Here is a 22,743-nt window from a genome sequence, read left to right as displayed (position 1 = left end):
TCAGAGACGCCCTTGGGCGCGCGCGATTAACAGCAATTGCTTAAAGCTTTATCAATGCACGTCTTTCCAGTATTCACGCTTGAGCAAGTAAGCGAATACGAAGAAGAACGCCAGGTACAGCAACACATAGGTACCGATGCGCTGATGCTGCAGCTTCACCGGGTTGGCCGAATAGGCCAGGAAGGTCACCAGATTCTTGACCTTCTCGTCGAACTGCTCTTCGTTCAGTGCACCGGTTTTAGGCACGATGGTCAACTGATCGCACGCTTCATGAGTCAGCGGCGTGCCGGTCAGCGGATCATACTGCTTCTTGCCGTTTTCGACGATTTGAACTTGTTTGCAGCCTACCACCTGACGACCTTGCAAGCCGACCAGAACGTTAGGCATACCGACGTTCGGGAACACCTTGTTGTTCACACCCCAAGGGCGCGAAGGGTCTTCATAGAAAGACCGCAGGTAGCCGTAGAGCCAGTCAGTACCACGAACGCGAGCCACCAGCGTCAGGTCAGGCGGCGCAGCGCCGAACCAGGCCTTGGCGTCTGCCGGCTGCATACCGGTGCTCATGTGGTCGCCGATCTTGGCACCTGTGAACACCAGGTTCTTCAGCATCAGATCGTGAGGAATCCCCAGATCGTCGGCAACGCGCTCATAGCGCTGGAACTTGGCACTGTGGCAGCCCATGCAGTAGTTGGCGAACGTACGTGCGCCATCTTGCATTGCCGCTTTATCGGAGACGTCGATATCGACTTTTTCGAGCTCTGGACCACCGTGCTCGGCCGCGAAGGACAAGACAGGCAACGCAGCAAGAATCAGTACAGCAAATAGCTTTTTCATCAGCCAGTCACCCTTTCCGGAACCGGTTTGGTCTTCTCGAGCCTGGTGTAGAACGGCATCAGAATGAAGTAGGCGAAGTACAGGAAGGTACAGACCTGCGACAGCAACGTACGTTCCGGGGTAGGCGCCATGACACCCAGCCAGCCAAGAATCACGAAGGAGATGCAGAATACCCAGAGCCAGATCTTGCTCAGCCAGCCCTTGTAGCGCATGGACTTGACCGGACTACGGTCAAGCCAGGGCAGGACGAACAGCATGGCAATCGAAGCACCCATGGCAACAACGCCCATGAGCTTGTCCGGAATCGCACGCAGAATCGCGTAGAACGGCGTGAAGTACCAGACCGGGGCAATGTGTTCCGGGGTCTTGAAGGCGTTCGCCACTTCGAAGTTCGGCTTCTCGAGGAAGTAACCGCCCATTTCCGGGAAGAAGAACACGATCGCGCAGAAGATGAACAGGAACACCACCACGCCGACGATATCTTTCACGGTGTAGTACGGATGGAAGGCAATGCCGTCCAGCGGTACGCCGTTTTCGTCCTTGTGTTTCTTGATATCCACGCCGTCCGGGTTGTTCGAACCGACTTCGTGCAGCGCCAGAACGTGCAGCACCACCAGACCGAGAATCACGATCGGCAAGGCCACGACGTGCAAGGCGAAGAAGCGGTTCAGGGTGATACCCGAAATCAGGTAGTCACCACGGATCCACTGGGTCAGGTCGTTACCGATGACCGGGATCGCACCGAACAGCGAGATGATCACCTGGGCACCCCAGTAGGACATCTGACCCCACGGCAGCAAGTAGCCCATGAAGGCTTCAGCCATCAGCGCCAGGTAGATCAGCATACCGAAGACCCACACCAGCTCACGCGGCTTCTGGTACGAACCGTAGAGCAGGCCACGGAACATATGCAGGTAAACCACGATGAAGAACGCCGAAGCGCCGGTGGAGTGCAGCAGACGCAGGATCGAGCCGTACTCGACGTCGCGCATGATGTATTCGACGGAGGCGAATGCCTCTTCCGCCGACGGGGTGTAACTCATGGTCAGCCAGACGCCGGTTACGATCTGGTTAACCAGAACCAACAGCGCCAGGGAGCCAAAGAAATAGAAGAAGTTGAAGTTCTTCGGGGCGTAGTACTTGCTGAGATGGTCTTCCCACATTTTAGTGGCAGGAAAGCGCGCATCAACCCAATCCATGAACTTGCTCATCACGCTTTCTCCGTATCGACGCCGATGACAATAATGTCGTTCGACTCATAGGAATGCGGGGGAACTGGCAGATTCAAAGGCGCGGGTTGCGACTTGAAGACGCGGCCAGCCAGATCGTAGTGGGAACCGTGGCAAGGGCAGAAATAACCACCTACCCATTTCGGGCCAAGATCGGCAGGCGCTACTTCTGGACGGAAGGTCGGAGAACAACCCAGGTGCGTGCAAATACCGATCAGCAGCAGAACCTCCGGCTTGATCGAGCGCGTCTTGGGGTCCACGTAAGTTGGCTGTACCGAATTCTTGGAGTCTGGATCAGAGAGATCACCCTCGATCTTTGCAAGATTCCCCAAAATCTCCTGGGTACGGCGGACGATGAATACCGGCTGACCGCGCCATTCAGCAATCATTTGCTGACCTGGTTCGATTTTGCTGACATTCACTTTCACCGGTGCACCTGCGGCTTTCGCCTTGGCACTGGGAAACCATGACCCCACGAACGGGACCGCAGCCCCCACCGCTCCTGCAGCACCCACCACGGATGTGGCTGCTACCAAGAAGCGACGCCGGCCTGCATTCACGCCGTCATTGCTCATTCAGTCCTCTCCCATCAGCTTTGTGGCCTGTTAAATCAGGCATCTACTAAGTAAAAATCTGAACTTATAAAAATTTTGCAGAATGGTAATGAAAAGCCCCAGTTCTGACAAGGTAATTACCACCCGAGGTCAGCGCCAAGCCTTGTAGTATAGGGGTTCTACAGATGTGGCAAGTTGTCACATCATAAATCTTCAAGCAAAAAAAACGCCCAGCTCCGCGAGGAGACTGGGCGCTTTGAACGCGAAAGCGAATTAACGCTTCGAGTACTGCGGACGCTTACGCGCTTTACGCAGACCCACTTTCTTACGTTCAACTTCACGTGCATCGCGAGTAACGAAGCCAGCTTTGCGCAGAGCACCGCGCAGAGTTTCGTCGTACTGCATCAGAGCGCGAGTGATACCGTGGCGGATTGCGCCAGCCTGACCACTTACACCACCACCGATCACGGTGACGTAGATGTCGAACTTCTCGACAGTCTCAGTCAATTCCAGCGGCTGACGAACTACCATGCGGGCAGTTTCGCGACCGAAGAAATTATCCAGGGAGCGGTTGTTGATGGAGATGTTACCAGTGCCCGGACGCAGGAAAACGCGTGCGGTTGCGGTCTTGCGACGGCCAGTGCCGTAATTTTGAGTCGCCGACATAATGAACTATTCCGTTAAAACTTCAGTTCTTGGGGCTGCTGAGCAGTATGAGGGTGTACAGCGCCCGCATAGACTTTCAGCTTACGATACATGTCGCGACCCAGCGGGTTCTTAGGCAGCATGCCTTTGACCGCGGTCTCGATCACGCGCTCAGGGGCTTTAGCGATCAGCTTTTCGAAGTTGATCGACTTGATGCCGCCCGGGAAACCGGAGTGGGAGTAGTAGATTTTGTCGGTGGTTTTAGCACCGGTTACACGAATCTGCTCGGCATTGATAACGACGATGTAGTCGCCGGTGTCAACGTGAGGAGTGTACTCAGCTTTATGCTTGCCACGCAGACGGCTCGCGATTTCGGTGGCCAGACGACCCAGGGTCTGACCTGCAGCGTCGACGACAAACCAGTCGCGCTGTACTGTTTCCGGTTTAGCAGTAAAAGTTTTCATTCTTTATAGCCTCAGGGGCCGCCCTGTAAATTTAGACGGCGGATCTTACTGAATAGTGCGTACTTTGACAAGTCAAAGGCAGCCGGGTACAGACGCTATCGGGGGCTCGGGTCGGCGCGTCCGTTCAACGGCAAGATTCTTCGGCAGGCGGCGCATCACTTCCACCGCAGAAAGAGGTGCGCAATTATGCAGATTGCGAAAAAAAATTCAACCTGCTTTTATGATTGTTTTCCTCCAAGGACTACCCGATGGACTATCGACAGCTAGGCCGTACCGATCTGAACGTGAGTGCAATCTGCCTCGGGACCATGACCTGGGGCGAGCAAAACAGCGAGGCAGAGGCCTTCGCACAGATTGAACGGGCCAAGAGCGCCGGGATCAACTTCATCGACACCGCCGAGATGTACCCGGTGCCCCCCAAGGCTGAAACCTACGCCACCACCGAGCGCTACATCGGCAACTGGTTCAAGAGCCGTGGCGATCGTGCCGACTGGGTTCTGGCGAGCAAGATTGCCGGCCCCGGCAACACCATCGACTACATCCGCGACGGCCACCTAAAACACAACCGCGAACACATCGTCCAGGCCCTGGACGCCAGTCTCAAGCGCTTGCAGACCGACTATATCGACCTTTATCAGCTGCACTGGCCGGAACGCAGCACCAACTTCTTCGGTCAGCTGGGCTACAAGCACAAGAGCGAAGTCAACCTGACCCCGCTGGAGGACACTCTCGAAGCGCTGGACGAACAGGTCAAGGCCGGCAAGATCCGCCATATCGGCCTGTCCAACGAAACGCCGTGGGGCACCATGAAGTTCCTCGCACTGGCTGAAGCCCGTGGCTGGCCGCGCGCGGTGTCGATCCAGAACCCCTACAACCTGCTCAACCGCAGCTTTGAAATCGGCCTGTCGGAAATCGCCATCCGCGAACAATGCGGGCTGCTCGCCTATTCGCCGCTGGCGTTTGGTTTTCTGTCAGGCAAGTACGAAGGTGGGGCGCGCCCGGCGAAAGGTCGCTTGAGCCTTTACAGCCGCTTCAGTCGCTACTTCAATCCACAGTCGGAAGCGGCGTGCAGCCGTTACGTGGCAGTGGCCCGTGAACACGGCCTGGACCCGGCACAAATGGCCCTGGCATTCGTGACCCGGCAATCGTTCGTCACCAGCAACATCATTGGCGCGACCACGCTGGAACAGCTGGACAGCAACATTGCCAGTTTCGATCTGAAACTGTCGGATGAAGTGCTGGCGGAGATTGAGGCGATCCACAAGGATCACCCGAATCCGGCACCGTAATTTGCGGTGATTGCGACAAGATCGTCCGAACGCGGCCCGAACCTTCGGCAGCGCCTACATGGATTGACGAACACCCGTAGGAGCTGCCGCAGGCTGCGATCTTTTCAACCATCTCAGAGATTCACAGCGACCGGGCAATGATCTCCTTCATGATTTCATTGGTCCCGGCATAAATCCGCTGCACCCGCGCATCCGCCCAGGCTCGGGCGATCGGGTATTCCCACATGAAACCGTAACCGCCATGCATCTGCACGCACTCGTCGAGGACTTTGCATTGCAGGTCGGTGCCCCAGTACTTGGCCATCGCCGCCGTCGGCACATCGAGCTTGCCTTGCAGGTGCAGCTCCAGGCAGCGGTCGACGAAGACCCGGCCAATCTGGATCTCCGTGGCCATCTCCGCCAGTTTGAAGCGGGTGTTCTGAAAGTCTGCAATCGCCTTGCCGAACGCCTTGCGCTCGCGGGTGTAATCCAGGGTCCACTGCAACGCCGCCTCGGCTGAGGCCAAACCGCCGATGGCGACCGTCAGACGTTCTTGCGGCAACTCCTGCATCAGATAGGCGAACCCCATCCCGGCCTGCCCCAAAAGGTTTTCCTTGGGCACACGGACGTCCTGGAAAAACAGCTCCGAGGTGTCCTGCGCTTTCATGCCGACCTTCTCAAGGCGTTTGCCCTTTTCGAAGCCCGGGGTGTTCGCCTCCACCAGAAACAGACTGGTACCCTTGGCCCCGGCCTTGGGATCGGTCTTGGCCACGACAATCACCAGGTCAGCGAGGAAGCCGTTGGTGATGAAGGTTTTCGAACCGTTGATCACGTACTCGTCGCCATCCAGCACCGCTGTGGTTTTCACCCCTTGCAGGTCGGAGCCGGCGCCTGGCTCGGTCATCGCAATCGCGGTGACCATTTCGCCCGAGACCAGCTTCGGCAGGTATTTGTGCTTCAGCGCTTCGCTGCCGTAATGCAGGATGTACGGCGCCACAATGTCCGAATGCAGGGAAAAGCCGATGCCGGTCAACCCCAGCCGCCCCACCTCTTCGATCACCACCGCACTGTAGAGAAAATCCGCCCCGAAGCCGCCGTACTCTTCCGGCAGGTGGGAGCAGAGCATCCCCGCCTCCCCCGCCTTGTTCCATAGCGCGCGGTCGATGTAGCCCTGCTTTTCCCACTGTCCATGAAACGGCACGGCCTTTTTTTCGAGGAAGGTTCGTACGCTGTCGCGAAAGAATTCGTGCTCGGAACTGAACAAGGTTCTGGGGATCATCGGGGCACCTGTGGTTATTGTTGATCGCAAATGAATCCCAGAGCCTAAGCCTCCAGCAGGTAACAGGACACTGGACACATCAGCCAAAAAATAAGACGATCCAGCCGCTTGGTGACCACTTTCCCCTATAAGAATAAATTGAATATGTCTATCCAACTCTCCACGCCCTTGCGGCGCGTCAGCATCCTGGCGATCGACCGGGTTTTTGCTTCCACCCTCATGCAAGCCAAGGATTTCTTCCATCTGGCCAGCCTGCGTTACGGCAAACAACTAGGCCATGGCCTGACCCCGGCGTTCGAAACCCGCCTGGTCAGCCCCGACGGCAAACCGGTCAACAGCTTCAGCGATGTGATCATGCCGGTAGACGGCGGCCTGGAAAACGCCGACATCATCATCCTTCCGGCCTTCTGGGACGACTTCGAGACCCTCTGCAAACGTTATCCACAGGTGCTGCCGTGGCTGCGCGAGCAACACGCGCGCGGCGCAGTGCTCTGCGGCGAAGCCACCGGGGTGTTCTGGCTCGCCGAGGCCGGCCTCCTCGACGGCAAGGAAGCGACCACCTACTGGCGCTTCTTCAACACCTTCGAAGAACGATTCCCCAACGTCCAGCTCAATCAGGACAAGCACCTGACCGACGCCGACAACCTGTACTGCGCCGGCGGCACCACCTCGGCCTGCGACCTCTACATTTATTTGATCGAGCGCTTCTGCGGGGCCAACGTGGCCCAGGCCGTGGCCCGAGACATTCTGTATGAAGTGCAGCGCAGCTATTCGCCCGGCCGCATCGGTTTCGGCGGGCAGAAGCTGCACCAGGACGTGATCATCCTGCAGATCCAGCATTGGCTCGAAGAGCACTTTGCCGACAAGTTCCGCTTCGAAGACGTCGCCCGCGAGCACGGCATGAGCATTCGCAACTTCATGCGGCGCTTCCAGACCGCCACTGGCGACAAGCCGCTGCATTACCTGCAACGGCTGCGCATCGAAACCGCCAAAGGCTTGCTGTCCGCCAGCCGCAAAAGCATCAAGACCATCAGCTACGAAGTCGGCTACGACGACGCGAGCTTCTTCGCACGGCTGTTCCGCCAGCACACGGAGTTGTCACCGAACCAGTATCGGCAGCAGTTTCAGCAAGCGGCGTGAGAAAAAGCCGGCGAACCACCACGCTTCTTCGGCGTAGAGGAGATCGATAAAGATCGCAGGCTGCGCCAGCTCCTACGCGCTTACCTCCGTAGGAGCTGCCGCAGGCTGCGATCTCCTCAATACCGCCCGAACTGCTGCCGGTACTCCAGCGGAGTCAACGCTGTCAGTTCCTTGAACATGCGACGCAGGTTGGAGTCACTGCTGAAGCCCAGCTCAACGCTGATCGTATTGACCGCTGCGGACGTGAGTATGAGGCGTTCACTGACCTGGTTCAGCTTGATGCAGCGAGCATAAGTCGCAACGGCAACGCCGGTTTCACTGCTCACCTTACGAGACAAGGTACGCTCGGACATACCGAGCTGCTCGGCCAACCGCTGCACGGTTATCTGTTCAGCCGGCAGTTGCTCAACCAGCGCATGCAACTGGCGCAGCAGAGTGCTCGACTGCTCAATCAGGCTCATGGCCGCAAAGGCACTATGCGCCTGTGCCGGTCGCGCCAGCACCATCAGCCTGGTGAGGTCGCGAAAGACCTCCGGGCTGACATACCGCTCGATCAAGGCCTGAGCGATGGGCAAGTAACCGTTCACGCCGGACGCGGTGGCCGTCCGCTCGTTAATGATGCAGTGACGCTCGCATTGCCACTTCACGGCTTTATGATGCTGCGCCATAACGTCTGCCAGCCACCACGTCACCGTCGCTTGCTGACTATCCAGCCTCCCGCTCGCAGCCAACAGACAGACTCCACTGCAATAACTCCACAGTTGCTGTTTCTTCGAACGCGCCGACAACGCTGCAACCAAAGGGGTATTGGCGGCCAGCGTCTCGTCGACCTGCCGGGCCGACTCGGCCCAGAAGCCGGGAATCAACAGCGCGTCAAAATCAGCCTCCGCCAGTGTGCTGTCCACTTGTAACGACAAGCCTTGAGCGCATTCAACCGTCCCGACCTGCAAGGCAACGAAGCGCGTTTCAAAGAACACATGCGAGGCACGACGATTGGCTGCATGTAACAAATCAGCAAAAGCCAACAACCCCGCTGGCATGCAACGAGGGAAAAGCAGCAAAGAAGTGGCTGCGCGAGACCCGGACTCCGGTCATCTGCACGCCGCACGACGCCGCTCATCTGGCTCAACACAATTTGAATGTTCAGCCTTTACCAGCCGATCACGAGCAACCGAGCGCCTTCCTCGGCGGTCAGATCCGCACGATTCGCTGCACCCATGGCCGGGGACTGGTCGGCAAGATGATGGAACATGGTGTGGGCTATTTGATTGAGATGCCCGGCGAGCCCAGACTCTACCTGACTGGCGATACGCTGCTCACGCCTGCCGTTGAGGCGTTCGCTGCCCTGCACCGCCCAGACGTTTCTGTGGTGCCGGCTGGCGGCGCGCGATTCGATTTGGGTGGGGACATCATCATGGGGATTGATGAGGTGCTGGCATTCACTCAGCAGTCATCAGGCACGGTGGTCGCCAATCACCTTGAAGCGCTCAGCCACTGCCCGGTGACACGCCAGTCACTGGCCAATGCCGCCCGACAGGCCAGCATCAAGTCGCGCCTGCTGATCCCGAACGACGGGGACGTGCTGGAATTCCAGATCCAGCCTCAATAAAGGCGCGGGATTATGTCCGTAGCAGCTGCCGAGCCTGCGAGGCTGCGTTCGGCCGCGAAGCGGTCGCTGAATCAAACAACGCGTTCTTCCAGGCAAACCGCGTACACAGGATTTGCGAGGACTTCGTCCTCGAACGCAGCCTCGCAGCCTCCGCAGCTGCTACGGGAGCTAGAACGAAGCCACGTTACGGCTTGTGCGCCCGCGACAGGAACTCGTGGGACTGCATTTCCAGCAGACGGCTGAGGGTGCGCTGGAACTCGAAGTTCAGGCGACCGCCGGTGTAGAGGTCTTTGAGCTCGACTTCGGCGGAAATGATCAGCTTGACGTTACGGTCGTAGAACTCGTCGACCATGTTGATAAAACGTCGGGCGATGTCGTCGGTGGTGACGCTCATCTGCTCCACACCGCTGAGCAACACGGCGTGGAAGATCTTGCCGAGTTCGATGTAGTCGTTCTGGCTACGCGGGCCGTCGCACAGTTCGCGGAAGTCGAACCAGGCCACGTCGTCGCACGTACGCAGGGCACGAATCTCACGGTTCTCGATGATCAGCACATCGTTTTCCAGCGCTTGCGTGCATTCCGGCGTGAGTGCGCGGAAGCTTTTGCGCAGGCTCTCGTGGGACGCTTCGTCGAGCGGGAAATGGAACAGTTCGGCTTGCTCAAGATGACGCAGACGGTAGTCGACGCCGCTGTCGACGTTGACGATGTCAGTGTTCTGCTTGATCAGCGCGATGGCTGGCAGGAAACGCGCACGTTGCAGACCATCCTTGTACAGACCGTCCGGCACGATGTTCGAGGTTGCAACCAGGGTCACGCCGTTCTTGAACAGCTCTTCCATCAAGGTGCCGAGGATCATCGCGTCGGTGATATCGGACACGAAGAACTCATCGAAACAGATCACCCGCGCTTCGTCGGAGAAACGCTTGGCGATGATGGTCAGCGGGTTTTTCTCGCCACCGAGGGTCTTCATCTCTTCGTGCACGCGCTTCATGAAGCGGTGGAAGTGAGTGCGGACCTTTTCCTTGAACGGCAGCGCTTCAAAGAAGGTGTCGACCAGGTAAGTCTTGCCGCGACCTACGCCGCCCCAGAAGTAAAGGCCCTTGACCGGCGCCTGGTCTTTCTTGCCAAACAGTTTGCCGAACAGGCCCGGCTTGCTCTGCGAGGCCGCGACCAGATCGTCGTACAGGCGCTGCAAATGACGCACGGCAGTTTCCTGTGCGGCGTCATGGAAGAATTCCGGGCGTTTCAGATCAGCTTGATATCGTTCTAGGGGCGTCATAATTCGTTAGCAAGGCAACAAAAACGGGCCGACACTGTAGCGACGGCCCTTGAGAATGGCAATCAGCCCTTGGTCGGGCCGCGCCGTTGATTAGTCCTGAACAGGCGTCAGCGCAACCCGCAGGGTGTCGATGGCAACATCCCGCGCCGTGCTGTCAGCGAACGCCGGGCTGTCGGCGACACACTCGCCTTCGAGCCAGACGCTGAAGCTCAGGTCTTCACTGCGAACGTCCAGCGCCTGGCCGGATTGCAGTTGTTTGGTCACCTGGCCTGCGGTTTTGCCGTCAGCAAAGTGGCGCGACAGCAGCAGTTGCTCGCTATCAGCGGCCAGCAGACGGAAACGGAAGCTGCCGTCATCTTCACGGAAGCTGACGAAACGTGCGGCTTTCGCGGCTTTCTTCTTGGGAGTGGCCGCCACTTGCGTCTGATTGACAAACGAACGCAGGCCGACCGCTTCACGCAGCTCGTTGAGGAACGGCGTGGCCACGGCGCGAGCCTTTGCGGCACCGTGCTGCAAAAGGTCTTCGAGGTCTGCCGGGCGCTCGATCAGTTGGTAGTAACGCTCGCGGGACTCGCCCAACTCGCTGTCAAGCAGTTGGAACAGACGACTCTTCGCCTCGCCCCAACCCAGGCCCTGCAACAGTTCGCTGCGGAACTCGGCGGACTGCGCCGGAGTGGCGAAGGCCTGGAACAGGGTGAACAGGTGCGAATTGTCCGGATCTTTGGCTTCGCCCGGCGCGCGGGAGTCGGTGACGATCCGCGAAATCGCGTCCTTCATCTCTTTGGCGCTGGAGAACAACGGAATGGTGTTGTCGTAGCTTTTCGACATCTTCCGGCCATCGAGGCCCGGCAGCGTGGCGACGCTTTCTTCGATCAGCGCCTCCGGCATGGTGAAGAATTCTTTGCCTTGACCAAACAGGTGATTGAAGCGCTGACCGATGTCGCGGGCCATTTCCACGTGCTGGATCTGATCGCGACCGACCGGCACCTTGTGTGCGTTGAACATCAAAATGTCCGCGGCCATCAGCACCGGGTAGCTGTACAAGCCCATGGTGATGCCGGCATCCGGGTCTTCACCGGTTTCGACGTTCTTGTCCACCGACGCCTTGTAGGCGTGCGCACGGTTCAGCAGGCCTTTGGCGGCAACGCAGGTCAGCAGCCAGGTCAGCTCAGGGATTTCCGGGATGTCGGACTGGCGATAGAACGTTACCCGATCCACATCCAGACCACCGGCCAGCCAGGTCGCGGCGATTTCCAGACGCGAGCGCTGGATGCGCAGCGGGTCATCGCACTTGATCAGGGCGTGGTAGTCGGCCAGGAAGTAGAACGAATCGGCATTGCTGTCGCGGCTGGCGAGGATCGCCGGACGGATCGCGCCGGCGTAGTTGCCCAGGTGCGGAGTGCCGGTGGTGGTGATACCGGTGAGGATGCGCGTACGAGTAGTCATGGGTAATCGCTTATCAGACTGCAATCAATTCGAAAGGCGCGGCAGGATCAGATCCTTGAGATCGGTCAGCTTGCCGTGAAAAAAGTGTCCGCATTCTGCCACTTTCAGCAGCTCATGGGGGCGATCGAGGGCGTCAGACCAATCGTAAACCAGCTGCGGATCGATGACTTCGTCGGATTCTGGCTGGATCAGCGTCAGTTCACCGTGCTGCGGCAGTTGATCCTGATCGCCCAGACGCATCACGGCCGGCGCAACCATAAACACATGTTTGAGCTGCTCGCCCTTGGCTTCCAGACGTCCGCCGAGGCTGGCGGCAACGAAACCACCGAAGGAGAAACCGAACAGGGTCATGGGCAAATCAGGGTGTTTGGCACGAAACCATTCAGCCACGGCTTGTGCGTCATCGACTTCGCCGGTGCCCATGTCATGAGTGCCGGCGCTGGCGCCGACGCCACGGTAATTGAAACGTAATGTGATCAAACCGGCGTCGCGAGCCGTGCGCTGCAAGGTCGAAACGACTTTATTGAGCATGGTGCCGCCCTGCACCGGGTTGGGGTGGCAGATCAGCGCCAGGCCACGTGGCTCGGGGGAGTCCAGGTACAAGGCTTCCAGTTGGCCCACCGGGCCATCAATCAATACAGGGGTTTCACGCATAAGCAAGGAAGGAACTCCGTGACCTCTCGAAGGGTCGACTCGTCTAGCTAAAAGTCTGTGCCTGGCATGATTGCGATCTCGTCGCGGTATACAGCGCAGGTCCGAGCCGTTAACGTAAAGCAAAGCCGTTTATAGAGGAAGGACTCGTGGAACACTCGCTCTTAGTTTGGTTGTTGCCGACTCTTGCCCTGGTTGCCGGTGTCGCCATTGGATTCCTGATTGCCCGCCTTCTGCCGAATGCCGCGCCTAGCAGCACGCAACGTCAGCTGGATGACATTCAGGAACGTTTTGACAGCTATCAGAATGAAGTGGTCACCCACTTCAACAGCACCGCATCGCTGGTCAAGAAGCTCACTCAGAGCTATCAGGAAGTGCAAGACCACCTCGCCGAGGGTGCCAACCGCCTGGCCCTGGACGAACAGACTCGCCAACGCCTGCTGGCCGCCCTGCACGCCGATGTCGCCGTGCAAGCCCCACGGGAACGCCTGACGCCGCCGCGCAATCAGGAGCCGCCACGCGATTACGCGCCGAAAATGCCAAACTCCCCTGGCATGCTCGACGAGCATTACGGCCTGAAGAAGTAATCAGGTTTCGCTCAACCTGAAAAGCCCTCGGACAGGTGATGTCCGAGGGCTTTTTTGTTGATCGTTCCCACGCGCAGCAAAGGAATGCATCCGGTGACGCGCTGCGTCACGCTTCAAACCAGATTTATCAGCGACAAAAAAACCCGCCCGATCTGCTGAGAATCGGGCGGGCTTTTTACACCTGGGGTTCAGTCAGGCGTGTTACTGGTACTGCTGACCTTGTTGCTGACCCGGCTGGCCATACTGCTGACCTGGAATCGGCTTGAGGTTGACCTCTACACGACGGTTCTGCGCCCGGCCATTGACATCACCGTTGCTGGCAATCGGGTTATCCGGACCGGCACCACGCGCCGACAGGTTGGCACCGCCGACACCTTGCGACGTCAGGTAGGTTGCCACGCTTTGAGCACGACGCTGGGACAGGTCCATGTTGTGCTGACGGCTGCCGGTGCTGTCAGTGTAGCCAACGATTTCAATCTGGTTCTGGCTGAACTCTTTAAGCGAACCGGCCAGGTTGTTCAGCGGCTGGTAGAAGCTTGGGGCGATATTCGCCGAATCGGTGCCGAACGTGATGTTGCCCGGCATGATCAGCTTGATCTGATCGCCCTGACGCTGCACTTCAACCCCGGTGTTGGCCATGCTGGCGCGCAGTTTCTTTTCCTGCTGGTCGGCGTAGTAGCCGTAACCGGCAGCGGAAGCACCACCGATAGCAGCGCCAATCAGCGCGCCCTTGCCACGGTTGTTGTGGTCAATGGCAGCACCCGCCACCGCACCGGCCAAGGCGCCGAGGCCGCCGTATTTGGCGGTTTTGCTCATGCCCGTGGAGCCGCTGTCGGCCTGACCCTGATTGTCATACGGGTTCTGGTTGGCACAGCCAGCCAGCATGGCCACGGCAGTAGCGACAATAATCAAACGACTCGAGGTGAACATGGAGAGCTCCTACTTTTACATTCTGTGGTGCAACGGACGTTGGCAATAGACCCTTGCGGGCGTTGGAACACGACCTGCGGCAAAAATTCCATCAGCTCGTTCCGCAGCCCGGAAAATCAGGCCCGCACAAAAGGATTTTCACGCATTTCGTCGCCCAGACGGGTATCGGGACCATGTCCGGTTATTACCGTCGCCTCTTCATCGAGGGTGTACAGACGCTGCTTGATCGAACGCACGATGGTCGCCTGATCACCGCCCCACAAATCCGTACGCCCTACCCCGCGACGAAACAGCGTGTCACCGGCAATCAGCAGCTTAGCCTCGGAAAACCAAAAGCTCATGGAACCCGGCGTATGACCCGGCGTGTGCAACGCTACGCCACAGCCGCAGGCCAGCGCTTCATCATCGGCCAACCAACGATCCGGCGACGGCACCGGCGTGTACGGCACACCGAACATCTGGCACTGCATCTCCAGATTGTCCCAAAGGAACTGATCCTCTTTATGCAGGTGCAACGTCGCGCCGGTTTTCTCCTTCAACTGACCCGAGGCCAGAAAGTGATCCAGGTGCGCGTGCGTATGAATGATGCTCACCACCTTCAACCCCAACGCCTCGAGCCGCGCCAGAATCAACTCATGATTGCCACCCGGATCGACAACGATGGCCTTCCTGGTGATCGGATCACCGATGATCGTGCAGTTGCACTGCAACGGCCCAACGGGAAAGGTTTCGCGGATCAGAGCGGGTTTGGCAGCGTCCATGGGCGTTCCTGAAAAAATGGATCGCCTATTCTGGCACAGCCCACCTGTCCCGCCGATTGCGATCCTGTTACAAAACGATCAACCCACCCCTGCCACCGCAACCACCCGCGTAGGAGCTGCCGCAGGCTGCGATCTTTTGATCTTGATCTTGTCGCACCCCCACCCATCGCCAACGCCACATGCCGACGCGTGCCCTCCAGCTCAAACGCCAAATCACTGGCCATCACATTCAACGACGCCAACGTTTCCGAGGCATGCGCCAACAGCGTCTCGTTGTCGAGATCAGGAATCACCGTAAAAATATTGGACGGACGTTTATCGGAAAGCGGCGCCTGAACAAACGGCGGCTTGAGGTAATGATCCAACGCCCGCTCGGCAGCGTCGTGGAGTTTGTTTGAATCGGTGGAGGCGTAAGGGGAAGTGCTTGGGGTTTCTGGTGGATTTGGAGTGACCTTGTGCATGGTGAATCTCCTATACCTGAGTTGGAACCACCGTGACTCGTCGCTAAACAAGTAAAGGTGGCGACCGTACGCAGGTTAGCGAACCGGGGGTATAGGAGCCCGGCAGACCCGAAGGTCTCCCACGCACAGCCGCCAAGACGCGATATTGCGGGCATAAAAAAACACCTGCAACAAAGTTTTGGGGTGCTGTAGCACCTATACCTGTTCGGGTCGCTAAACCCGGCCGCTGAATTGGCAGCGACACCCGGAGGTTATCCACACACCGTCCCACCCGGCAACCTTGAAGTGCTGTCGGAAAAATCTCCCGAGAGTGGGATTTTTGTAGCCGCCTCCTAGGACTGATCGAACTACCCATGTTGGGTCGTTTCCAACTAGTCGCGACAGGCAGGAAACAGCCAATAACAGACCTTCATGTCTCTACAAATTCGGTTCGCGACGTGAGCGTGGTTCCGGATTTTTCGTAGTGGACATCTATGGCGCCCCCGTTTCAGGCGCTTTGTTGCGACGCAGCCCATTGTGCCCTGGTAAGTCCGTAACACTTGCACGAGGCAGGCGCAGTGGACAGTTTCAGCTCAGCGTCATACAAGTGCACCGCGCCGATCTTCATGGCGGCTTTTTGTGAGCGAATGTTCGAAGGCGCGATGTGGAAATATACGGTGTCGTACGCCTTGAATGCATGTTCCACCATCAGTCGCTTCAGCTCGCGATTGGTATCGCCACCCCATTTCGCCCGCACCAAAAAGGTATACCCGATGGCGATACTCTCCGGCAGGTCAGGCGGCGTGTAGTAGCTCGACGTACCCACAATCTGCCCCGAGTCGATATCGATGACTGCGAGCGCTTTGCCGGTGGCCAATCGAGAGGCGAAGTACGCTTCAAATACCTGGCGCTCATAGCGGTCACTGGCGGGATGGTCGGCCCAGATGCGCGGATCACTGGCCGCCAGAAACATGCCTTCAAAATCACTTTCGGCTAGAGGTCTGAGCCTCAGCGTGCTCCCACACAAAACGGGTTGGAAGTCGAAGTCGCGCACAAGAATGGGTTCCTTTCCAGGTGAGTTGTGGGAATGGAGCCAGTCTAGAGCAGCAGATCATCGAGAAAAGATCCAATGCGACTGTTATTGATGGAGCCATCGCAAGCGGGTGCAATACGGGGACAGACCACAATTATGGGTTTAGCAAACCGTGGCCTACCCCTGAGAAACCCATTAAGCACAGTTGCTAGCGTCACTCGTCGCTGAGTGCCCGCAGGTAGTCGTCCTTGCTTGTCTTTGACCAGCCGATGGCGAACTTCGCCCGATAGCAGAGCTCCATGAAGACTAATAGAAGCGTGCGCCCGTTGCCGTCGAGGAAGGGATGTGCGAAAGCCAGCTGGCCCATCACCTCGCCAGGGTGGTCTCTGAAACGCTTCTTGTCAGCTGCCAGTTCAAGTGCATAGTCGACAGACATCTTGATGAAGTCCGGGCGCTCGAAGACGGTGCTACGGGGATCATCGTGTGAGCCCTTGAAGACTGCCAGGTGAGGTACAAGCTCGTCCCGATCTTTTCCGGCCCAGTGATAGAAGTCAGAGAATAGGATCTCGTGAACGTTGATCACTGTCTTGTAGTCGATGGACTTCTTTTTAGCCAAATAGGCAAGAGCATCTTCGATACTCAATTCGAACGAAAGATGCTCTGACTCTTTTACTTCAGTGGGATCTTTCAGCTGTAGCGAGTTTTGAAGATATCCAGCAGTTTCGAAATCGCCGAACGGATCAAAACTCATGCGCTGCGTTTCTTGGAAAGCCTCTTCTCCTGAAGGTAGCGTCCTTGGAGCGCCAGGATCTCAGACTTGCTCAGAACGCCTTTCCTCTTGAGATTGACCAGCAACTGTTCGACGCCATCCAGCTCGACGACATCGCCAGCCAGACAGGTAATGGTCACGGCCATACGGCTCATGCGGTCAGGTTCAGCAGTGACCTTGTGGGCTTTAGCAAGCCTGCGGACTTGACTTGCAACACTGACAGCGGCTGTTTGGGTCATCGGAAAGCCCTCTATTTACGATCAAACCATAGCATGGCGCTGACTGGGTGTCTCCACGGGCTGATAGGTCAAGATCACTGGAAAGAACATGACGCTCAGGCAGTGTCGACCCCACGAAAATCACGCCTTCAAACTGAACAACGCCACCTGCGGCGTCTCGCTCACCCAGTAACCGCTCACCGACCAGCCGCCACGCGCTGCCAGTTGGGTGAAGGATTCGACGGTGAATTTGTGTGAGTTCTCGGTATGCAAACGTTCGCCGTCGCTGAAGTGGAAGGTGTGTCCGGCGACCTTGACCACTTGTTCGCGACGGCTCACCAGATGCATCTCCATGCGCTCATCGGTGTCGTTCCACAACGCCAGATGGTCGAAGGCCTCGATGTTGAAGTCACCCTCCAATTCACGGTTGATGCGGATCAGCAGGTTCTTGTTGAACCGCGCGGTCACTCCTTCGGCGTCGTCGTAAGCAGCGATCAGGATGTCGGCGTCCTTGACCAGGTCCACGCCAACAATGAAGTGGGCCTCATCACCCAATAACGCGTGGGCCGAACGCAGGAACTTCACGGCTTGATCATGGGTGAAGTTGCCGATGGTCGAACCGGGGAAGAACCCTACGCAGGGGTGCCCGGCAGCTTCGGCCGGCAATTGCAGCGCGCGGCTGAAATCATCGATCAGCGGCGCGACCTTCAATTGCTTGTAGTGCTTTTTCAGCAGCGCGGCTGCCTTCTTCAGCGCAGTGGCGCTGATGTCGATGGGCACGTACAGCGCAATCTGTGGCGCGGCGTCGAGCAGCAGGCGGGTTTTCTCGCTGACGCCGCTGCCGAATTCCACCAGCGCCGCGCCCTCTGGAATCACCTCGGCAATCTGTTGCGAAACCCGGGTCAGCAGGCCGGTTTCGGCACGCGTCGGATAGTACTCGACCGTCTCGCAAATATCCTCGAACAGCTCGGAGCCCGCAGCATCGTAGAAGTATTTGGGCGACAGGTTTTTCACCGGGGCCGACAAGCCGCCGATGACATCACGACCAAATTCACTGTCGTGGTTGTTCACCGCACCCGGCTGACGCGCATCTCGGGCCAGACGCAAACCGGAGAACATCCATCGCTTGTCCGGGCCGAAAAAATTGCGATAGCTCAAGCGGGTATGGCCTGGGGAGGTGATGCTGGCACCGCCGCGCAAAACCATCACGTTGATCATGAACTTGCCGTTGTATTCGCCCACCGCGCTGTCCGCCGGACGGAATCCCGGGTAGGCGTTGTACGCACTTTGTGTCCACTGCCAGGCCACGTTATCGACTTGTTCCAGCTGACCGGCCTCAGCGGCGGCTTCCCACTCGGCTTCGGTGGGCAAGCGTGCATCGGCCCATTGGGCAAACGCAGCGGCTTCGTAATAGCTGATGCTGATCACCGGAGCCGTCGGGTCGATGGCTTCCAGACCGCGCAACGTCATCTGCCGCCAGCCCTGGTCGTCGTGCTGCCAATAGAGCGGGGCGTTCCAGCCGTTTTGCTGCACTGCCGCCCAGCCGTCTGACAGCCATAGGCTGGCTTTGCTGTAGCCGCCGTCCGCCATGAAGGCCAGCCATTCACCGTTAGTCACCAGGCGGTCGCTGATCTCGAAGGATTGCAGGTAAGTGGTGTGTCTTGGGCCTTCGTTGTCGAAGGCGAAACCGTTGCCCTTGTGACCCATTTCGGTCAGCCCGCCCTTGAGCGGCTTGAACTGGCCGCGACGCCCGGAGAGGTCTTTGGGCCAGCGCAGGTCATAGGCTGGCTTGAGCGAGGAGGTGCTGAACAAATGCAGGATGTCCATCAGCAACAGCTCTTGATGCTGTTCCTCATGGGCCAGACCCAGCTCGATCAATTCGGCGGTGCCGTCGGGCAACGCCGACTCCAGCAAGGTACGCATGTGTTTATCAACATGCTGGCGGTAGTCCAGCACCTTGTCCACGGTCGGACGTGTCATCAACCCGCGTTGTGGCCGGGGATGACGGGGGCCTATGGCTTCGTAATAGGAGTTGAACAGGTAACCGAACGCCGGATCGAACGGGTGGTAGTCGACGACGTTTTCGGCCAGCAGAAACGTTTCGAAAAACCAGGTGGTGTGCGCCATGTGCCACTTGGCGGGGCTGGCATCAGGCATTGACTGGACGACCATGTCCTCAGGGCTGAGCGGTGCAATCAGGCTCTCTGTCCGGCTGCGAATCGTTTGGTAGCGTTTGAGAAGCGCGCTACTGGCGGAGAGGTCGCGTAGCTCGCTTAAGGTGCTGGTCATCAGGTTTTCTCTCCGGTGAATCGTCGTTCCGCTGGTCTGTCGACTCTCTGGTATTTCCAGAGGAGGCAGGGCTTCGTACGTTCTTCCCATGAGTTTGATGTTCGGTGCGAGCGTAATGTTCAATCCGAATGTCGGGTAACTATAGCGTCACTGCCATATTGCCCATTGGGTGGATTTACCGAGTGGGCGGCAGTCCATCAAAACTCAAGTTGCAGCGTCTCTTTACCTTCCAGTGTGAGCAGCAACTGCTTGGCCGCGAGTCCACCCGCAAACCCGGTCAAACTCCCCGAAGCCCCAATCACCCGATGGCACGGTGCAACAATCGAGAGCGGATTCTTCCCATTCGCCGCCCCCACCGCCCGAACCGCTTTCGGATTCCCAATCTGCACCGCAATCTGGCTATAACTCCGGGTCTCCCCAAACGGAATCGTCAGCAGCGCCTGCCAGACCCTTTGCTGAAACTCTGTCCCGGCAAAATCAAGTTCCAGCTCAAAACAGACACGCTCCCCTGCAAAGTACTCATTGAGTTGGCGCTCGGCTTCCAGCAACACGGGGTTGTGGATATCTTCCTGCAACGGGCCGATACGAACCCGGTCGAGCTTTTCGTTTTCCCAGAGGATGGCGCAGAGTTTGCTGCCTTTGGCGACCAGGGTGAGGGTGCCGACGGGGGATTTCATCCGTTTGAATACGTACGACATGGGTTGACTCCTTGATCCGACGGGGGCTTCAGACGTCGTTGGACGTTGAAGGCGATCGTTCATCTGTGTCAGAGGACGTATTCAGAGTAATTGTGTGTTCAAACGCAAGAACTACGTTTCTTGCGATTGAATTTCGCAGGCTGATGCGACCCGCACGGCCTGATGCCTGTCAGTTAAGTGTTGGTTGCCCTAAAAGATCGCAGCCTGCGGCAGCTCCTGCGAATTTGCACTGCCCGCTATTGATCTTCAGCGTCCTCGGCCTCTTCAACAAAATTGCAATCACGGCGTTTGCCGCTTGGGTCGATGATGAAGACGCCCTGCCCTTTGCCGCACTCAAGCGAGTGGGGTGCCGAATCGGCTTTTTCCTTGTTGATCCAGGCATTCAGTTTGGAGATGTAGAGGCCCATACCAACGGCAATGCTCAGCACCAGCAGCAAGCAAAGAACGAACTGTGCGGTGTAATGGTCGCTTTCCTTTTCCGAGCGGGCGGGTTGCATGTCGACGTCCTGTTGTTGAATCAACTCGTCACGATAAGGAGCAGCGGGTTAACGTCAGGTGAACATTGACGCGAAGAAAGGCAACTCCGCTATCCTCTGCCCCATTAGTGAAAAACCGTGGGTCTGTGCGTGCATATTCATCTGCTGTTGGTCGAAGACAACATCGACCTGGCGAACACTGTCATCGAGTACCTGGAAATCACCGGGATCGTCTGCGACCACGCCAGCGATGGGCAAATGGGTTTGAACCTGGCGCTCGCTCAGCACTATGACGTGATCTTGCTGGACATCATGCTGCCGCGCCTGGACGGCCAGCAGGTGTGCAAAAAGCTGCGCGAGCACGGCAATCAGACGCCGATCCTGATGCTCACCTCGCTGGATGCCTTGGCCGACAAACTGGCCAGTTTCTCGGTCGGGGCCGACGATTATCTGGTCAAGCCTTTCGAGTTGCCGGAACTGGTTGCACGGATTCGCGCCCTGAGCCTGCGCCGCAGTGGCCAGGCCAGTCGGCTGCAAGTCGCGGACCTGATCATGGATCTTTCAACCCGCAAGGTCAGTCGCAACAGCCAGGAACTGCACCTGTCACCGACCGGCTGGACGTTGCTCGAATGCCTGATGCGCGCCAGCCCCGCTCCGGTCAATCGCGAGCGTCTGGAAGCGGCGATCTGGGGTGACGAACTGCCGGACAGCAACACGCTCAAGGTGCACATGCACCGCCTGCGCAAGGCCGTCGACAAAGATTTCGAAACCGCACTGATCCACACCTTGCCGGGCATTGGCGTTCAGTTGGGGGGCACATGCGCAAAGGCCTGAGCCTGAAGTGGGTGATCAGTGGCTGTCTGCTGTTGATCATTGCCGTGGTGCTGATCATCTACAACCGGCTGCTACCGGTTTACACCATGCGCGGGTTTCTGTTTACCGCCAGCGCCATGATGGAAGAGGAAGCGCAATACTTCGCCCGGCATTACCAGCGGAACCCGACGAGCCCGCTGCCCGATAATTACTTCGTCAGCAGTGCTATCGGCAAAGAGGCGCTGCCGAAAAACATCCGCGACCTGCTCGACACCACGCCGAGCATGGTGTTCGGGGCCGTGCAGTTCTTCGGTGACATCGACTCCGACGACGAAGATGACGGCACGGCCATCCTGATCCACCCGTTGAGCGACGGTAAGACGCTGTATATCTACGAAACCGATCACGACCATGAAGAAGGCGGCGTGATCGAGACGCCGTTGTCCGATGCCTATCTGGAACATGAGTTGTCGATGATCAGCATGATCGGTCTGGCGGTGTTTATTCCCGCGCTGTTCATTATCGCCCTGCTGGTGTGGTGGGTGGTCCGGCCGCTCGGTCGGCTGACGCAATGGTCGACCACCCTGGAAAGCGTCGGCGCGGCGCCCAATGGCCGACCGCATTTCATCTTTCGCGAATTCAATGTGCTGGCCGATTCGCTGGCCCACAGCGTGCAACAGGTCAAAGCCGCGAGCCTGCGTGAAGAGCGCCTGCTGCGCTACACCAGCCATGAACTGCGTACGCCGCTGGCGGTGGTCAAGGCCAACGTCGAATTGCTCGCCGTGCAGTCCGGCGGCGAACTGCCGCCGCCCTTGCAGCGGATCGAGCGTTCGGTGCTGAACATGCAGCGGATTGCCGAAACCTTGTTGTGGATGAGCCGCGAGAGCCCGCAAGCGCTGCCGGAAGAAGCGCTCGACATGCGCCAGTTACTCAGTGAACTGATCCAGGAACACCGCTACCTGATCGGCAAACGAGACATCGAACTGATCCTGCATATCAGCGACGAGCCGTGTCGGCTACCCCTGACTGCGTGCCGCATCGTTGTTGGTAACTTTCTGCGCAACGCCCTGCAATACGCCGACGATGGCAGCGTCGAAATCACCTTCGAACACCTGCAACTGCGCATCGTCAACCGGATACGCGACACCCGGCAGAATCAGGAGTCTGCCGATTTCGGCTACGGCCTCGGGCTCGAACTGATGCGCCAGCTCTGCGCAAAACTGGGCTGGCACATCGAGGTCGTGCCCGAAAAGAATCGCTTCACGGTCACCCTGAAATTTTCAGCTCAGGCACCGCAACAACTCCCGGAAGCGAAGGACGCCTGAACCTCC

23 protein-coding genes and 2 pseudogenes are annotated in these 22,743 nt (G+C 58.1%); 6 read left to right on the top strand and 19 right to left on the bottom strand.

What is annotated here, in order from left to right; translation table 11 throughout:
- Positions 1-51: 51 nt before the first annotated feature.
- The 5 genes from BLL42_RS18730 to rplM all read right to left on the bottom strand — a co-directional run bounded on the left by BLL42_RS18730 (position 52) and on the right by rplM (position 3,726).
- Positions 52-834 (bottom strand): cytochrome c1, encoded by a 783-nt coding sequence (locus BLL42_RS18730; RefSeq protein ID WP_071553407.1) that lies wholly within the window; start codon positions 832-834, stop codon positions 52-54.
- The gene (locus BLL42_RS18725) at positions 834-2,045 is read right to left on the bottom strand and encodes a cytochrome b (protein ID WP_071553406.1); all 1,212 of its coding nucleotides are present in this window, start codon (positions 2,043-2,045) and stop codon (positions 834-836) included. Before BLL42_RS18725 ends, BLL42_RS18730 begins: the two co-directional genes overlap by 1 nt.
- Positions 2,045-2,638 (bottom strand): ubiquinol-cytochrome c reductase iron-sulfur subunit, encoded by a 594-nt coding sequence (petA, locus tag BLL42_RS18720; protein WP_019693575.1) that lies wholly within the window; start codon positions 2,636-2,638, stop codon positions 2,045-2,047. The genes BLL42_RS18725 and petA overlap by 1 nt, the downstream gene beginning before the upstream one ends.
- Before the next feature lie 252 nt (positions 2,639-2,890).
- Positions 2,891-3,283: a 30S ribosomal protein S9 gene (gene rpsI / locus BLL42_RS18715; RefSeq protein ID WP_002555064.1), complete on the bottom strand. Its 393-nt coding sequence runs from the start codon at positions 3,281-3,283 to the stop codon at positions 2,891-2,893.
- Positions 3,284-3,297: 14 nt separating this feature from the next.
- On the bottom strand, positions 3,298-3,726 hold the full coding sequence (gene rplM, locus BLL42_RS18710) for a 50S ribosomal protein L13 (protein WP_007905295.1): 429 nt from the start codon (positions 3,724-3,726) through the stop codon (positions 3,298-3,300).
- A gap of 248 nt (positions 3,727-3,974) precedes the next feature.
- Here rplM and BLL42_RS18705 point away from each other — a divergent pair, with 248 nt between their 5' ends.
- On the top strand, positions 3,975-5,015 hold the full coding sequence (locus BLL42_RS18705; RefSeq protein WP_071553405.1) for an NADP(H)-dependent aldo-keto reductase: 1,041 nt from the start codon (positions 3,975-3,977) through the stop codon (positions 5,013-5,015).
- A gap of 121 nt (positions 5,016-5,136) precedes the next feature.
- Here the strand turns inward: BLL42_RS18705 and BLL42_RS18700 are convergent, their stop codons facing one another.
- Complete coding sequence (locus BLL42_RS18700; protein WP_071553404.1) at positions 5,137-6,273, bottom strand: acyl-CoA dehydrogenase family protein; 1,137 nt, start codon at positions 6,271-6,273, stop codon at positions 5,137-5,139.
- Between the two features lie 243 nt (positions 6,274-6,516).
- Between BLL42_RS18700 and BLL42_RS18695 the strand changes: the two genes are divergently transcribed.
- Positions 6,517-7,413, top strand: coding sequence for a GlxA family transcriptional regulator (locus BLL42_RS18695; protein ID WP_174553363.1), 897 nt, complete (start codon positions 6,517-6,519; stop codon positions 7,411-7,413).
- A gap of 116 nt (positions 7,414-7,529) precedes the next feature.
- On the opposite strand, the gene BLL42_RS18690 is transcribed toward BLL42_RS18695, so the two are convergent.
- Positions 7,530-8,453: a GlxA family transcriptional regulator gene (locus BLL42_RS18690; protein WP_071553402.1), complete on the bottom strand. Its 924-nt coding sequence runs from the start codon at positions 8,451-8,453 to the stop codon at positions 7,530-7,532.
- Here BLL42_RS18690 and BLL42_RS18685 point away from each other — a divergent pair.
- Positions 8,342-9,022, top strand: a complete 681-nt coding sequence (locus tag BLL42_RS18685) for an MBL fold metallo-hydrolase (protein ID WP_408004034.1) — start codon at positions 8,342-8,344, stop codon at positions 9,020-9,022. The two genes, BLL42_RS18690 and BLL42_RS18685, sit on opposite strands and share 112 nt — an antisense overlap.
- A gap of 184 nt (positions 9,023-9,206) precedes the next feature.
- Here the strand turns inward: BLL42_RS18685 and zapE are convergent, their stop codons facing one another.
- The 3 genes from zapE to BLL42_RS18670 all read right to left on the bottom strand — a co-directional run bounded on the left by zapE (position 9,207) and on the right by BLL42_RS18670 (position 12,401).
- Positions 9,207-10,301 carry a cell division protein ZapE gene (gene zapE, locus BLL42_RS18680; protein WP_071553401.1) on the bottom strand — a complete coding sequence of 365 codons (1,095 nt, stop codon included), beginning with the start codon at positions 10,299-10,301 and terminating at the stop codon, positions 9,207-9,209.
- A 90-nt stretch (positions 10,302-10,391) separates the two neighbouring features.
- The gene (locus tag BLL42_RS18675) at positions 10,392-11,747 is read right to left on the bottom strand and encodes a tryptophan--tRNA ligase (protein WP_071553400.1); all 1,356 of its coding nucleotides are present in this window, start codon (positions 11,745-11,747) and stop codon (positions 10,392-10,394) included.
- A gap of 24 nt (positions 11,748-11,771) precedes the next feature.
- The gene (locus BLL42_RS18670) at positions 11,772-12,401 is read right to left on the bottom strand and encodes an alpha/beta hydrolase (RefSeq protein WP_071553399.1); all 630 of its coding nucleotides are present in this window, start codon (positions 12,399-12,401) and stop codon (positions 11,772-11,774) included.
- Between the two features lie 146 nt (positions 12,402-12,547).
- Here BLL42_RS18670 and BLL42_RS18665 point away from each other — a divergent pair, with 146 nt between their 5' ends.
- Positions 12,548-12,985 carry a Z-ring associated ZapG family protein gene (locus BLL42_RS18665; protein ID WP_071553398.1) on the top strand — a complete coding sequence of 146 codons (438 nt, stop codon included), beginning with the start codon at positions 12,548-12,550 and terminating at the stop codon, positions 12,983-12,985.
- Positions 12,986-13,186: 201 nt separating this feature from the next.
- Here the strand turns inward: BLL42_RS18665 and BLL42_RS18660 are convergent, their stop codons facing one another.
- The 9 genes and pseudogenes from BLL42_RS18660 to BLL42_RS18620 form a co-directional block, all read right to left on the bottom strand.
- Entirely contained in the window at positions 13,187-13,915 is a 729-nt protein-coding gene (locus BLL42_RS18660; protein WP_071553397.1) for a YiaD family glycine zipper/OmpA-like lipoprotein, read from the bottom strand.
- A 116-nt stretch (positions 13,916-14,031) separates the two neighbouring features.
- Complete coding sequence (locus BLL42_RS18655) at positions 14,032-14,676, bottom strand: MBL fold metallo-hydrolase (protein ID WP_071553396.1); 645 nt, start codon at positions 14,674-14,676, stop codon at positions 14,032-14,034.
- A gap of 164 nt (positions 14,677-14,840) precedes the next feature.
- Positions 14,841-15,137, bottom strand: a pseudogene (locus tag BLL42_RS18650) (DUF6124 family protein); the annotation flags it as partial.
- Positions 15,138-15,624: 487 nt separating this feature from the next.
- Positions 15,625-16,170 carry a GNAT family N-acetyltransferase gene (locus BLL42_RS18645; protein ID WP_071553395.1) on the bottom strand — a complete coding sequence of 182 codons (546 nt, stop codon included), beginning with the start codon at positions 16,168-16,170 and terminating at the stop codon, positions 15,625-15,627.
- Positions 16,171-16,366: 196 nt separating this feature from the next.
- Positions 16,367-16,900 (bottom strand): annotated as a pseudogene (locus BLL42_RS18640) (Fic/DOC family protein); the annotation flags it as partial.
- The gene (locus tag BLL42_RS18635) at positions 16,897-17,157 is read right to left on the bottom strand and encodes a hypothetical protein (RefSeq protein WP_071553394.1); all 261 of its coding nucleotides are present in this window, start codon (positions 17,155-17,157) and stop codon (positions 16,897-16,899) included. The pseudogene BLL42_RS18640 and the gene BLL42_RS18635, both read right to left, overlap by 4 nt.
- Positions 17,158-17,277: 120 nt before the next feature.
- On the bottom strand, positions 17,278-19,425 hold the full coding sequence (egtB, locus tag BLL42_RS18630) for an ergothioneine biosynthesis protein EgtB (protein WP_071553393.1): 2,148 nt from the start codon (positions 19,423-19,425) through the stop codon (positions 17,278-17,280).
- A 197-nt stretch (positions 19,426-19,622) separates the two neighbouring features.
- On the bottom strand, positions 19,623-20,123 hold the full coding sequence (locus BLL42_RS18625) for a methylated-DNA--[protein]-cysteine S-methyltransferase (protein ID WP_071553392.1): 501 nt from the start codon (positions 20,121-20,123) through the stop codon (positions 19,623-19,625).
- Between the two features lie 236 nt (positions 20,124-20,359).
- Positions 20,360-20,620 (bottom strand): hypothetical protein, encoded by a 261-nt coding sequence (locus BLL42_RS18620; protein ID WP_071553391.1) that lies wholly within the window; start codon positions 20,618-20,620, stop codon positions 20,360-20,362.
- A gap of 129 nt (positions 20,621-20,749) precedes the next feature.
- Between BLL42_RS18620 and BLL42_RS18615 the strand changes: the two genes are divergently transcribed.
- Both BLL42_RS18615 and BLL42_RS18610 read left to right on the top strand, forming a co-directional pair.
- The gene (locus BLL42_RS18615; protein ID WP_071555793.1) at positions 20,750-21,433 is read left to right on the top strand and encodes a response regulator transcription factor; all 684 of its coding nucleotides are present in this window, start codon (positions 20,750-20,752) and stop codon (positions 21,431-21,433) included.
- Complete coding sequence (locus BLL42_RS18610; RefSeq protein ID WP_071553390.1) at positions 21,418-22,737, top strand: sensor histidine kinase; 1,320 nt, start codon at positions 21,418-21,420, stop codon at positions 22,735-22,737. The genes BLL42_RS18615 and BLL42_RS18610 overlap by 16 nt, the downstream gene beginning before the upstream one ends.
- The last annotated feature ends 6 nt before the right edge of the window (positions 22,738-22,743 follow it).

Source organism: Pseudomonas frederiksbergensis, assembly GCF_001874645.1.
GTDB lineage: Bacteria > Pseudomonadota > Gammaproteobacteria > Pseudomonadales > Pseudomonadaceae > Aquipseudomonas > Aquipseudomonas frederiksbergensis_B.
This window is presented reverse-complemented; position numbering and strand designations above follow the sequence as displayed.